Source organism: Prosthecobacter dejongeii, assembly GCF_014203045.1.
Taxonomy (GTDB): domain Bacteria; phylum Verrucomicrobiota; class Verrucomicrobiia; order Verrucomicrobiales; family Verrucomicrobiaceae; genus Prosthecobacter; species Prosthecobacter dejongeii.
In genome coordinates this window covers 278,743-292,135 of record NZ_JACHIF010000002.1, presented here as the reverse complement: position 1 = coordinate 292,135, position 13,393 = coordinate 278,743, and the positions used below count along the sequence as shown (strand labels likewise).

Below are 13,393 nucleotides of genomic sequence, written 5' to 3'. Positions count from 1 at the left end.
CAAGCGCCACAGCGGATGCTCCATGAAACAAGGCTGTTTGCACCAAGGGAGGCTGGGGCTGCTACCTTTTCAGAGAAGCCCCTCCACACCTGCCTTCGCGCAGGCCGATGGCGGAGCGCGAGTTTTCAACTCGACTAACTTTCCTGGTGGAGGCGGATACGCCCATGTCCTCTTTCGCTCACAAACCACCCGCTGTCGCTACGGGTTGGGGCGAACGCATCACTCGGAGAGTGATGAATACTGTACTCCCGAGCTAAAGCTCGGGATTACTTGGCTGGACCTTACGCGAGGATTTCCTTCACTACATGACCATGGACATCCGTGAGACGGAAGTCGCGACCGGCATAGTTGAAGGTGAGTTTTTCATGATCCAAGCCTAACAAATGAAGCACGGTCGCATGCAGATCATGCATGTGGACTTTGCCCTCCACTGCCTGGAAGCCGATGTCATCCGTAGCCCCATGGGCAAAGCCAGCCTTCACACCGCCGCCGGCCAGCCAGACGGTGAATCCGGCGGGGTTGTGGTCGCGTCCGGTGCCGTTTCTTTCGGCGTAAGGGGTGCGGCCAAATTCGCCGCCCCACCAGACGAGCGTATCTTCCAACAGTCCGCGCTGTTTGAGGTCTGCCAGCAGTCCGGCAATGGGTTTGTCCACCGCAGCGGCGTGGTCACCATGCTTGGGCAGATTGCTGTGCTGATCCCAGGCTGGGTTGTTGGAGTTATCCCCGTAATTCACCTGGATGTAGCGCACCCCCTGCTCAGCCATGCGGCGGGCCATGAGGCACTGGCGGCCAAAGTTGTCCGTGGTCTTGTCCCCGATGCCGTAGAGGCTCAGCGTGGATTCGGATTCCTGGGCGAGGTCCAGCGCATCGGGTGCTTTGTTCTGCATGCGCCAGGCGAGTTCGTAGCTCTGAATCACAGCCTCGATCTCGTTATCACCAGGGCGAAGCTGTTGGGCATTCAGCGCGCCTAACAACTCATACTGCCGCCTCTGCTGCTCCGGAGTCCAGGTGGTATTGACAATGTTTTTGATGGTGGCCTCTTTGCTGGGCAAGCCACTGCGGCCGAGAGGAGTGCCCTGATAAAGGGCAGGCAGGAAGGCATTGCCATAATTGCGAGGCCCACCATTGCCCAGGCTGGGGCTGATGGTGACAAAACCGGGAAGATTTTCATTTTCCGACCCCAGTCCATACATCACCCAGGCGCCCATGCTGGGGCGGATGAAGCTGGTGGTGCCCGTGTGCATAAACAGCGTGGCTGGGCCATGGGCCACGCCTTCCGTATGCATGCCATGCAGGAAGCACAGGTCATCCACATGGCGATTGATGTGCGGAAAAAGATTGGAGGCCCAGCGCCCGGATTCACCATGCTGAGCGAACTCCCAGAGGGGCTGCTTTAGGCGCTGGGGAGATCCCTTGCCCGTCTTCGCCACCGTGCGTGGATCGGCAATATCAATGATCTTCTGGTCATCCTTCAGCAGCCGAGGTTTGTAATCATAAGAGTCCACATGACTAACCCCACCCTGCATGAAGAGGAAGATGACCCGCTTGGCCCTCGGTGCATGATGCGGCTGCCTTCCCATACCAGCAGTGCCCGCCGCCCACGCCTGCCGCTGCGCCAGCGCAGACGCGGCGAGGTACCCAAAACCACAGCCCGTGGTCTGGAGAAAGGAACGTCGGGAAGAGAACATGCGGTTAGAACGTGCGGAGCATGCCTTTTTTTGCGTGGCGGACCAAGATCATTTTCCGCCTTCAGCATTGAATTCTAAATTCAGGTGTGGCAATCTTCACACACGATGTCTGTAGGCCTTCCCACATCAGACCCACTTCTCCTTGCTGAAGTGACCGAACGCTTGTCCAAAGTCGAACATAACGAATTGGATGCGGTGAATCGCTTTTTAAAGAAGTTGGAGATGCTCAGACTGCGCCGTTCCATCGGTCAAGCAATTGACCAAGCCGATGCGGCGGGACTGATGACTCAAGTGGAAGATTCGATCCGCGAATTTCGTGAGCGCCAGCCTTACCGCTGATGGTTGTCTGCATTGATACCAATGTGGTCTTGCCGATGCTGAGCCTCAGGCACCCTTTCAGTCGTATCCTAGATGCCTGGATGGACGGTCATTTTTCACTAGCCGTTTCCAACGAGATCCTCACAGAATATGAAGAAATTATTCGTCCTCGCATTGGAGCAGCGCGTTGGTTAGACTTCCTTTCGCTGCTTCAGTTAGGAGAAGAACTGAATGGAAATTTGGTGAGAATCTAGCCGAGCTTCAGGTTTAATGTCATTCAGGTGGACCCTGACGATAACAAATTTTCTGACTGCGCGATAGCGGCCGATGCTTCATGGGTCATTACGCAGGACAAACATTTTAATGCGCTCATCAACAGTGGATACCGTCCCAGACCCCTGGCTCCAGAGGCTTTTATCGCGGTCTTGGTTTGAAAACTCAGCTCATAAGACATCCAGATCGTATTCCAGTCTCGACAATCTCCTGTGCTCGTTTTTTGATCAGGAAACTCCCGCCCATGACTGACGCCTCCTCCTTTCTCCGCTCTGCATTGACCCTCTTGGCCGCAGGTTTATTGATGAGCAGTTGCAGTTCGGCTCCAAAGGAAGCAGCCGGCCAGGCGGGACCGCCCAAGCGGGACGACAGCTTTTGGATCGGTGATCAGGTGGCAGGCAGTCCCAAACTGGTCATTGACCTGTCGGCGCAGCGCCTTCGCTATTACAAGGGCGGCAAGTTGGTGGGCCTATCCCCCATTTCCTCGGGCCGTGATGGTCATGACACCCCCACAGGCAGTTTCAAGATCACCCAGAAAGATGTTTATCACCGTTCGTCCATTTACGGAGCTTATGTGGATGCGGAGGGAAATGTGGTGATGGAAGATGTGGATTCGCGTATTGATCCCTGCCCGGCGGGGGCGCGATTTGTCGGGGCCAAGATGCATTACTTCATGCGTGTGGTCGGGGCGGTGGGCATGCATGAGGGATACCTGCCGGGGTATCCAGCGTCGCATGGCTGCATCCGCCTGCCGACCAAGATGGCCTCCATCTTCTATCATGCCACTCCCCACGGCACGCCCGTGCAGGTAACGGGCAATGCAGCATACGCCAAGTATGAACCGCCAGTGCCACTGGCCCCAGTGACTTCCGAAAAGGTGAAGAAGCCGAAGTCCAATGCCCCCGATGGCGGGATGCGCCCAGGAAGCCGTAAAAAGGCTCCTAAAAAAGGGACTGTGCCACCAGGGACCACTCTGTATCTTTGAGGCGTGCTTTGATAAAACTGCCCTCACGGGAAGAAAGGAGCGCATGCAGGCTTGAGTCTGCCCGGACTTTCGCGACCATGCTGCATGACCCGCACGGAAGCCTACCTAGCCCTGAACCTGATCCCCCAAGTGGGACCGGTGCGCATTCGGCGGCTGGTGCAGGCCTTTGGCTCTCCTGAAGCCGCGCTGCGGGCCAGGGCATCTGAAATCGCCCAGGTGGAAAGTTTTGGCCCGAAGCAGGCGGAAGCCATTGCGGCCTGGGAAAGCGTGGTGGAACTGGAGCAGGAGCTGCGAAAGATTCAAGATCGCGGCTTAACCCTGCTAACTCAGGAGGATGATCTCTACCCTCCCCTCCTCAAGGGCATCTACGATGCACCCATCCTGCTCTACGTATGGGGGGAGCTGCAAAAGCGCGACCATCAGGCCATCGGCGTGGTGGGCAGCCGCCATGCGACGATCTACGGCATGAATGCGACCAAGAAGCTCAGCTTTCAGATCGCCTATGCGGGTTACACCGTCATCAGCGGTCTGGCGCGTGGCATTGATACCGCCGCTCATGAGGCTGCCCTGGCGGCTAAAGGACGCACTGTGGCGGTCATCGGCTCAGGCATGGGGAAACTCTATCCGCCTGAAAACATTGCCCTGGCCCAGCGCATCTCTGAAAATGGTGCCGTCATCAGTGAATACCCGGTGGATCGCATGGCAGATCGCCAGACCTTCCCGTATCGCAACCGCGTGGTGGCAGGCTGGGGCAGTGGGCTGCTGGTGGTGGAGGCCCCGATCAAGAGCGGCTCTCTCATCACAGCGCAGCAGGCCACTGAGCAGGGCCGCTCCGTCTATGCCGTGCCAGGGCCCATTGACAAGCCCACCTCCAGCGGCTGCAATCGCCTCATTCAGCAAGGGGCCAAGCTGGTGATGGATGCGGCGGATATCCTGGATGACCTCACCACCCTTTTCCCCACAGCCCCCATCGCGCCTAAGGTGGAACCCGTCTCGTCTCCTGCCAATCTCACCTTGGATGAAAAGATTCTCTACCAGACATTGAGCACGGAAGAACTGCACATTGATGAAGTGACATCCCGCTCAGGCCTGGCCACAGCCACGGTGAATGTCAACCTCATGCGCCTGGAAATGAAACGTCTCGTCCGGGCATTGCCTGGCCGACGTTATGTTCGTGTGGGATGAATGATTCCTCGGCCCTTGCCGATGCGTATCCCCTGCGTTAAACATCGCGCCCCTTTTCTCTGTCCCAGCTCCTATGCGCATCCTCCACCTCACGCCCGGCACCGGCAACTTTCACTGCGGAAGCTGCCTGCGAGATCATGCGCTGATCAAAGCCCTGCGCTCACGCGGGCATGATGCCATCATGGCTCCGCTCTACCTCCCACTGGTGACGGATCGCGAGGCACCCAACCCTGAGATTGGCATTCGGGTAGGGGGCATCTCCTTGTATTTGCAGCAGAAGCTGCCCTGGTTCCGTTTCATGCCGCGATTCATCCACCGTTGGTTGGATAAACCGGAGCGGCTGCGTTTTGCCTCCAAATTCATGGGCATGACTAGCCCGCGCGATCTTGGCGAAATGGCCTTGGGGGCCTTGCAAGGCGAAGGCGGCCGCCAGTGGCCGGAGTGGAAGCGCCTCATCGAATGGATCCGCACCGAGGGTCGCCCCGATGTGATCTCCCTTTCTAATAGCCTGCTCATGGGCCTTTGCCCAGCCATCGAGCGTGATCTCGGCATCCCCGTGGTCGTTTCGCTTCAGGGGGAAGATTCCTTTCTCGATACCTTGATCGAGCCTTACCGCAGCCAGTCCTGGTCCGCCATGCGGGTGAATGCGCAGCATGTTTCCCGGTTCGTCGCTCCCAGCCAGTTTTACGCCCGCGTGATGCAGGAGAAACTGGGCGTAGGTGAGGAAAAAATGGCCGTGGTTTACAATGGCCTGGATGCCAACTCCTTCGGCGTGGCCGAGCCCGACCCCAACTGGCCCGTGATCGGCTACTTCGCCCGCATGATCCATGGCAAAGGCCTCACCACCCTGGTGGATGCCTACATTGAACTCGCCAAACGCGGCACGGTCCCACGGGTGAAACTGAAGATCGGCGGGGCCAAAACCGCCGCCGATGACAAGTACGTCAACGGTCTGAAAAAGAAGCTCCAGCAGGCCGGGCTGACCCAGCGCGTGGAGTGGCACCCCAACCTGAATTTCACCGACAAAGTGAAGTTCTTCCGCAACCTCACCGTCATGTCCGTGCCCGCCACTTATGGCGAGGCTTTTGGCCTTTACATCGTCGAGGCCATGGCCAGTGGCGTGCCTGTGGTGCAGCCTGAGCATGGCGCCTTCCCCGAGCTCATTGCGGCCTCCGGTGGCGGCGTTTTGTGTGCACCCGATGACGTGAGCTCCTTGGCAGATGCCCTGGAAACCCTGCTGCAGGATGACCACCAGCGGGAACAGATCACCAACAAGGGGTTGCAAGGTGTGCGCAACGAATTCAGCGCCGCACGCATGGCTGAGCGTTTCGATGAAGTTCTCACCGCAGCTCGTGGTTAGGCCACTCGGTGGAGATCCTGCGCTTAGAGCGCAAGTACAGTATGCATCACTCTCCGAGTGATGCATTCGCCCCAAGCCACAGTGCCTACAGGTCGGTTTGACAGTGAGCGATGACGTTGACGTATCCGTAGATTCCAGGAAAGTTAAGCGAGTTAAAAACTCGCGCTCCGCCCCGGCCTTCGATGTTGCAGGAGTTGAGGAGGATCTCGAGAGGGCTGGAAGCCCTCACTCCTTGAGCGTGTGCTCCTGTCTCGCCTCACCCCCACCTCCCGCATTGCCATCGAGCTTCGGCCCGCTATGGTGCACGACATGAAGTCTGCCCTGCTCCTGCCGCTGTTGGTTTGCCTCAGTCTGTGGATCATGATCGGTCATGGCCAGGCACAGACAGGCAGTTATAAAGGCAAAGTGGTCATCATCCCGGTGGGGGAGGAGGATCTCATCGCCCGCGCCCGGTTTGAGTTCATGTCCCGCACGCTGGAACGTTGCACGGATGAAGGCGCTGAAGCGGTGATCTTTGACCTGGATACCCCTGGCGGGCTTCTTTGGGACACGGTGGACCTCATGATGAATGACCTGCAAAAGCTGAAACCCCGCAGCTTTGCCTTCGTCAATAAACGCGCCCTTTCCGCCGGCGCGATGATCGCCGTGGCCACCGATGGCATCTACATGGCCCCCACCAGCACTGCCGGGGCTGCCACGCCCATTTATGGCAATGCCCAGGAAATGGGCGATGCCGAACGCGCGAAGATGAACTCTGCCACCATGGGCATGGCCCGTGCCGTAGCCAAACGCAAAGGCCACGACCCGCGTGTGATCGAGGCCATGATTGACATGAGTCGTGAGCTGAAAGTGGGCGATCTCGTGCTGGATACGAAGGACTCCATCCTCACTCTGGATGCCCAGGAAGCGACCATGAAACTGGATGGCAAACCGGTCTTTGCGAAAGGTATCGTGGACAGCCTGGACGACATCAAAAAGGCTGAAGGGCTGAAAGGAGCCACGGTCACAGCCGAACCGACGATGTTTGAGGCCATTGCCATCTGGGTCACCAAATATGCAGCCATCCTCATTCTCATCGGCGTGGCGGGTGGGTATCTTGAAATGCAGACGCCAGGGTTTGGCATTCCCGGATTTGTTTCCATCGCTGCTTTCAGCTTGTTCTTTTTTGGTCATTATGTGGCGGGCAGTCTGGTGGGCCAGGAGACAGCGGTGGTGGCAGCGCTGTTTGTCATTGGCGTGTTTCTACTCATCCTTGAGCTCGCCCTCTTCCCCGGTCTGCTGGTGCCAGGCATCCTCGGTTTTTTCCTCATCATGGTGGCCCTGGTTTACACCATGTCCGGCTGGGAAGTGCCGCTTCCGACCCCATTGCCAGGAGATGGCAAAGACATCCCGCAGGAGGTGGGGTTCGATCTCCAGGTCTATGCCCTTGGGCTGCGCAACTTTGCGTTAGGCATCCTCGGTGCGGGCGTTCTCATTCTGGCCGTGTTCCGCTTCTTGCCTGAAACGGGTCCGTTTAAGAAATTGGTACTCACCTCCTCCATTGATGGTGGCGAGGCGATGATGACACCCACGGTCTCTTTGAGTGTGGGGAATGAGGGCCATGCTTGCAGTGCCCTGCGCCCTTACGGCACCGTTCAGTTTGGTGAGCGCCGCCTGGAGGCCATGGTGGAAGGTGGCTACCTGCCCAATGGCACCCCCGTCCGCATTCGCGAAATCCAGGGCCCGAAGATCATCGTGGAGCCGTTGGTGTAACGTGTCAGATTGAAGGATGAAATCTACTTCGCTCCCGCCAACGCAGCCTTGATTTCTTGCGCGACTTTTTGCGCCAGGTACTCAGAGCCTGCCTCATGATAATGCACGTCCTGCTGTTTCTGCATCTCGGGTAGTTTGGGAGTGATCCAGGCGTTCAAATCGTTGATGGTGACACCATTCTCCTGCATGACCTTGGCGGCGATGGCATTGTATTCGCTCACTTCACCAAACTCGCGCGGTGGGAGCAGTGGGCCTTTTGGAATGGGCGTCGTGGTGGCCCAGATCAGCTTCGCTCCCGTCTTTTGTAAGCGTGTCACCAGCGTGCGAAGATTCGCTTCATAGTCCGCAGCTTCCACCTGACGTTTGCCATCCGGCATGAACTTCAGGTCATGGATACCCCAGTTGAAATGGATGACCGCCCACTTGCTGTTACCCAACCACTTTTCGATGTTGGCCACACCATTTTTGGTCGGCCCACCATTCTGGGGAATGCGGTGTACATTGGCCACGCCTTCCAGCAGCTTCCGTGTGGGTAGCGTGTAGCCCATGGAGATGGAATCCCCGATCAGCAGCACGCGGGGGAGGCCCGCCACATCCTGCACGGGCAGGAGCGAGGGATTCGGCACTGCTTTTTTGGCGGGAGCCTTGGTTTCTTGGGACCAGGCAGGTGCCACAAGGGCCAGCGAGAGCAACGATAGCAGCAGAGGGCGAAGTTTCATGAGAGAGATAGACGATGAATCACCGCCCTACACCGCCCCGGCAAATCCTGCCTGACCAGCGGAAAGAACGTGAAACCTGAACGCATCTGCGTTCCCATGTCCTTCATGCGATTTCAGATTCACGACTTCCGTTTTCATGTGCTGCCCATGCGCACGCGTTTTCCCTTTCGGTATGGGATTGCCAGCATGTGCGCCCTGCCCCACCTGCTGGTGCGGGTGGAGATGAGCGTGAATGGCAAGACCATCCAGGGCACCGCCAGTGAAGGCCTGCCGCCCAAATGGTTTACCAAAGATCCTCACAGCTATTTTGAGCAGGATCTGGCTGAGATGCTGGCCGTGGTCCAGAATGCCTCCCGCATCGCTCGTTTAGCGTCAGCCACACCCGTCACATTTTTTGCTTGGTGGCAGACTTTGTATCAAGAGCAGGCCCGCTGGGCTAGCGTGAAACAGATCCCCTCCCTGCTGGCCAACCTGGGTGTGAGCCTCATGGAGCGGGCCGTGCTGGATGCTCTCGCCAAAGCAGCAGGCACGCCCCTGCATTCTTTGTTAGGCTCTGACTGCCTAGGCATTAATCTGGGAGAGATTCATGAGGAGCTGCACGGTCTTTCGGTGGCCCGAGTCTTAGCTCCACAGCCTCTATCTCAGATCAACGTGCGCCACACCGTGGGTCTGGGAGATCCGCTCTTCGCTCAAGACATCCCAGCAGAGGAAAAACTGCATGATGGACTTCCTCACGCTCTCGATGAATCCATCCGCGCCTATGGGCTGCGCTACTTTAAGATCAAAGTTTGCGGCCAGCCAGAAACTGATCTGCAACGGCTGCGCGAAATCACTACGGTTCTCACTCGCGAATGTCACACGGGCTTTCACGCCACGCTGGATGGCAATGAGCAGTTTCTAGACCTCGCCTCCTTCCGCGACTTTTACGAGACGCTGCGAGCCGAACCTGCCCTCGCCCCACTTTTTCAAAACCTGCTGCTCATTGAGCAACCACTGCATCGCGCCCATGCACTGAAAGACGACGTCGCTCCTGCCTTCGCCGCTTGGCAGGATGGGCCTGGACTCATCATTGATGAATCCGACAGCGCAGTGACCGACCTCCCCCGCGCCTTGGCTCTGGGCTACATCGGCACCAGTCACAAGAACTGCAAAGGCATCGTCAAAGGCCTAGCCAATGCGGCTTTGCTGAAAGTGCGGGCGGCCACTTCTTCGCGCCCACTCATTCTCAGTGGCGAAGATCTAGCCAATGTGGGCCCCGTAGCCCTACTGCAAGATCTGGCCATGATGGCCGCCCTGGGGGTGACGCATGTGGAGCGCAATGGCCACCACTATTTCAAAGGACTCTCGATGCATCCCGATGCCATACAAAACGCCGCCCTCCTGCACCATGGCGATCTTTATCGCCAGCATGAAAGTGGCTTTCCCACGCTGCATATTCGCAAAGGGCGGTTGGATCTTCACAGTGTCAATGCAGCGCCCTTTGGTTGCGCGTTTGAGCTGGATCTCGAGAGCTATGAACCCCTGAATGCCTGGATCAAACGCGGCGGCATGACGGAGTTGTGACGCCGAGTCGCTGCGGCGTTAGCAGATGCTTTTGGAGAGCGGCAGAAGAGCGAACGAGGGCTATTGGGTAGGCCGCTATCGCTAGGAAAGTTAGGCGGGTTGAAAACTCGCGCTCTGTCTTGCGGCCTGCGGCACTCCAGCGTTTGAGGGGTAAACCTGAGATAAGGTCGAGACCAGTGCTGCCTCTTTGAAGGTGTGAATGGTCTTTGTTAGACGAAGGCCAAAAGACATCCCCCTCACCCCGCTTGCGGGGAGTAGGGCCAGGGGTGAGGGGCGGTCGAGTGGTCTAGGAGCCCAAAGTCTAGAATCGTTGTTTTGGGTACATGGTGCTCCTTCACAAACAATGTTTATTCAAATTTCGACCGCCCCTGACTTTGGCCCGCGAAGCTCAAGCGATGCTCACATCCAGGTATTCCAGAGTCACAGGTTTACCACCCAGATGGCGAACCTCAAAGATGTTGGGGCCATTTTTTAAAAGCGCGGTGGGCAGGCTCCAAGCATGCAGGTTTTCAGGCAGGCCTAACAAGGAAGGGTAAGGATTTTCAAAAGGTTCACGGACATCGCTCACGGACTCTAAGAGCGTGCCATTGCAGCGCGCCTCCAGGTTACGTCCCTCCAGCGTGGCATCGGCCTGGAGCCGCAGTCTTCCCTGTCCTTTCCAGCCCCTCGTGGGCGGGGCCATGTCCAGTTCAAAACTCGTCTTGGCCTTCTCATTCAATCCACGAGGGAGCACTGGCGGCCTAACGTAAGGGTTGTTCCAGCCAGAAGCGAGAAACCAGTGCTGCGGCTGATTGGCGATTGTTTGAGGTTTGGCCAAAGCAGGCAGCACCTCAAACGGAGGCTCGGCAAAGGGGCCGCGCCCTGGCCCACCGTGCTCGCGGTAATAAGCAAAATTAAAAAGGCTCACGCCATCTGCACCCCGGGCATAGGCCAGATGCGCCGTGGTCTCATACTGCTGCTGGGTGGTGCGGCGAAAAGTGAAAGTGTCATACCCCGGCACCAATTTGCCACCATTGGCAGTGGAGTGACACATCTCCACATAGAGGGCTGCCGTTTCGGGCACTTGTGCGCGAATGGCGGCCAGATCCATCTGCTGAGTGGTAAAATAACTGGCGGAGAGATTCACCATGTCCAGCCCCGCTGCGACCAGTGCCCGCAGGTCCAGGCCCAGGGCATCCAGGCCTTTGCTCAGGCAGGGCACACGCGCGCACAGCCAGCGGCGGTGGCCGCCTCGCTGAGTGCGATCCAGCACGCCACGCACTTGCTGCATAAATCCGGTCATGATGCGCTGACGCTGTTCCAGCGTGGTTTTTTCAACATCAAAGAAGTTGTAAAAGCGCATGTAATCCAGCTCCAGCCCATCGAGATCGTAGTTCTCACACAGCTCGGTGATGAGCGCCAGTTTCTGCGCCCGCACTTCGTCATGCAGCCAGTTTTGCACGAGGTCGGCCCCGCGTTTGGAGGCCTTGTTAAAAACGTATTCCGGGTGCTCCACATAGTGCCGTGTTACACTCATGCCGATGCTGGTTCCCGGCTTATCTCCAGGCTTGGGATCCGCGTATTCCTTGTGGTGCGCGTCATTGAGCCGAAAGGAAATAAAAGCCGCCTGCTTCGTCTGGCGACAGCGGTCCACAAACACCTTCACCACATCGCCCCCCCGCATCACATACTGGCCAAATGAATCCGGGGCCACCCCATAACGCTCTTTGATCCAGGCGTAATGCTCCGCCAGCGGCAGCACCTTACTCGGCCACATGGGCACCATGCCCAGACCAGGCTGGAGAAAATGCGCATCCACCTTGCCCGCCACTTCATCCACCGTCGCCTCCAGCATCCCTTCACGAAACGGTTCACGCGCTTGGCGGAAGAGGCTCACACAACTGGTGATGTTCGTCGTATCATTGCTGTAGAGCACTCGAAACGGTGCCTTGGCCCGTGGAGCTTGGGCACGGATGAAAGGCACCGTAGCCAGCGCTGCGGCAGTGGTTTGGATGAAATGGCGACGGTGCAACATGTGAACTGAATGAAACGCCAACGATCACTCGTCTATTGCCGCGCACCCATTTCGGCATGCGGGCGTGACAACGCGCAGGCTATTCAAGCCAGGGCCGCGAGCAACTTGCCATGGATGCCGTCGAATCCCCCGTTACTGAAGATGACGATGACATCTCCGGCGCGAGTTTCCGCCTTCAGCCGGGCCACGATGGCGTCGGTATCCGGTTCATGGAAACAGGCTTTGCCAGCGGAGGTCACACTATTCGCCACGGTTTCAGGGTCCAGCCTTTCAGAGTCAGCCACCTTTTCAGGATTGGCCACCGCTGCGATGACGGAACCGTCGGCCTCTTTCAGGGCCTCGATCAGATCATTCTGCAATACGTTGCGGCGGCTGGTGTTAGACCGGGGCTCAAAAACGGCCCACAGGCGCTGGCCAGGGTATTTCTGGCGCAGGCCACGCAGCGTTTCACGCAAGGCTGTGGGATGATGACCAAAGTCATCCATCACCGTGATGCCACCCACCACACCACGCACCTGCTGGCGACGGCGGATGCCCTTGAAGGTCTCCAACCCGGCGCGGATTTCATCATCGGTTAGGCCTGCGTGGCGGGCCGCACACACGCACATGGCGGCATTGCGCACATTAAATTCGCCGATCATCGGCACGCTGAAGGCCACGCCATTGATCTCAAAGGCCGTGCCCTCTGGGCTCGCCTCCGTGATGAGGATACGCTCGCTACAGTTTTCGCCCGTGCCCACTGTTTTCACTGGGGCATAGCTCTTCAGGGAGGTGCAGTTCTTGTCATCGCCATTCAGCAGCACCAGGCCATTGCGTGGCACGCTGTTGAGCAGGCGCTGAAAGGTCAGTTGGATAGCCGCGAAATCCGGGAAAATATCCGCGTGGTCAAACTCCATGTTATTCACGATGACGCACTCCGGTAGGTAATGCAGGAACTTGGACCGCTTGTCGAAATAAGCGGTGTCATACTCATCCCCCTCGATCACAAAAAGATCACTGTGATTGAAGCGAGCCCCGCTGGTGAAATTTTCTGGAACGCCACCGATCATGAAGCCGGGGTCTTTCCCCGCGTGCTCAAAGATCCAGGCCAGCATGGTGGTGGTAGTGGTCTTCCCATGGGTGCCGCTGACGACAAAGCTGCGCTTTCCCTGGATGACTTCCTGCTTCAGCAGCTCCGCCATGGAGATGTAGGGCAGCTTCCTTTCCAGCACGGTCTCCAGTTCCTCATTGCCACGGGAGATGGCATTACCCACGATGTAGAGGTCTGCACCCGCCGGCAGGTTCTCTGCCCGGTAACCTTCTGTGAGGGTGATGCCCGCCTGCCGCAGCACGTCTGACATGGGGGGATAAACCTTTTCGTCCGAGCCAGAAATGGTATAACCAAGAGTGCGGAGAGCCGCTGCGGTGGAGCCCATGGCCGTGCCGCAGATGCCGATGAAATGAAGATGCTTGAAGGAGGACATGTCAAAAACCGCACCCGTCCAGGTACAGAGGTCTCCTCAAGTAGGGCAAGACGGACAACGGGCAAGAAGATTC

Annotated in this window: 10 protein-coding genes and 1 pseudogene; 7 read left to right on the top strand and 4 right to left on the bottom strand. The window is 57.8% G+C overall.

The window, feature by feature from the left end:
- Positions 1-281: 281 nt before the first annotated feature.
- Positions 282-1,688 carry a DUF1501 domain-containing protein gene (locus tag HNQ64_RS06440; protein ID WP_184206634.1) on the bottom strand — a complete coding sequence of 469 codons (1,407 nt, stop codon included), beginning with the start codon at positions 1,686-1,688 and terminating at the stop codon, positions 282-284.
- 162 nt (positions 1,689-1,850) lie between these two features.
- Between HNQ64_RS06440 and HNQ64_RS06435 the strand changes: the two genes are divergently transcribed.
- From HNQ64_RS06435 to HNQ64_RS06410, 6 genes and pseudogenes are all read left to right on the top strand, one after another.
- Positions 1,851-2,027: a hypothetical protein gene (locus tag HNQ64_RS06435; protein WP_184206632.1), complete on the top strand. Its 177-nt coding sequence runs from the start codon at positions 1,851-1,853 to the stop codon at positions 2,025-2,027.
- Positions 2,027-2,440 (top strand): annotated as a pseudogene (locus tag HNQ64_RS24285) (putative toxin-antitoxin system toxin component, PIN family). The gene HNQ64_RS06435 and the pseudogene HNQ64_RS24285 overlap by 1 nt, the downstream one beginning before the upstream one ends.
- Positions 2,441-2,523: 83 nt before the next feature.
- Positions 2,524-3,264, top strand: a complete 741-nt coding sequence (locus HNQ64_RS06425) for a L,D-transpeptidase family protein (protein WP_221305359.1) — start codon at positions 2,524-2,526, stop codon at positions 3,262-3,264.
- Positions 3,265-3,348: 84 nt separating this feature from the next.
- The gene (gene dprA / locus HNQ64_RS06420) at positions 3,349-4,449 is read left to right on the top strand and encodes a DNA-processing protein DprA (RefSeq protein ID WP_184206628.1); all 1,101 of its coding nucleotides are present in this window, start codon (positions 3,349-3,351) and stop codon (positions 4,447-4,449) included.
- Positions 4,450-4,522: 73 nt separating this feature from the next.
- A complete protein-coding gene (locus HNQ64_RS06415; protein ID WP_184206621.1) occupies positions 4,523-5,809 on the top strand; it encodes a glycosyltransferase family 4 protein in 1,287 nt (428 codons plus the stop codon).
- Between the two features lie 309 nt (positions 5,810-6,118).
- The gene (locus HNQ64_RS06410) at positions 6,119-7,561 is read left to right on the top strand and encodes an NfeD family protein (protein ID WP_184206619.1); all 1,443 of its coding nucleotides are present in this window, start codon (positions 6,119-6,121) and stop codon (positions 7,559-7,561) included.
- Between the two features lie 23 nt (positions 7,562-7,584).
- Here the strand turns inward: HNQ64_RS06410 and HNQ64_RS06405 are convergent, their stop codons facing one another.
- The gene (locus tag HNQ64_RS06405) at positions 7,585-8,280 is read right to left on the bottom strand and encodes an SGNH/GDSL hydrolase family protein (RefSeq protein WP_184206617.1); all 696 of its coding nucleotides are present in this window, start codon (positions 8,278-8,280) and stop codon (positions 7,585-7,587) included.
- A 96-nt stretch (positions 8,281-8,376) separates the two neighbouring features.
- Between HNQ64_RS06405 and HNQ64_RS06400 the strand changes: the two genes are divergently transcribed.
- Positions 8,377-9,843 carry an enolase-like domain-containing protein gene (locus HNQ64_RS06400; RefSeq protein ID WP_184206615.1) on the top strand — a complete coding sequence of 489 codons (1,467 nt, stop codon included), beginning with the start codon at positions 8,377-8,379 and terminating at the stop codon, positions 9,841-9,843.
- Positions 9,844-10,231: 388 nt separating this feature from the next.
- On the opposite strand, the gene HNQ64_RS06395 is transcribed toward HNQ64_RS06400, so the two are convergent.
- Together HNQ64_RS06395 and mpl are read right to left on the bottom strand one after the other, a co-directional pair.
- Positions 10,232-11,857: a hypothetical protein gene (locus HNQ64_RS06395; RefSeq protein WP_184206613.1), complete on the bottom strand. Its 1,626-nt coding sequence runs from the start codon at positions 11,855-11,857 to the stop codon at positions 10,232-10,234.
- 83 nt (positions 11,858-11,940) lie between these two features.
- Positions 11,941-13,320 (bottom strand): UDP-N-acetylmuramate:L-alanyl-gamma-D-glutamyl-meso-diaminopimelate ligase, encoded by a 1,380-nt coding sequence (gene mpl / locus HNQ64_RS06390; protein WP_184206611.1) that lies wholly within the window; start codon positions 13,318-13,320, stop codon positions 11,941-11,943.
- Between the last annotated feature and the right edge of the window lie 73 nt (positions 13,321-13,393).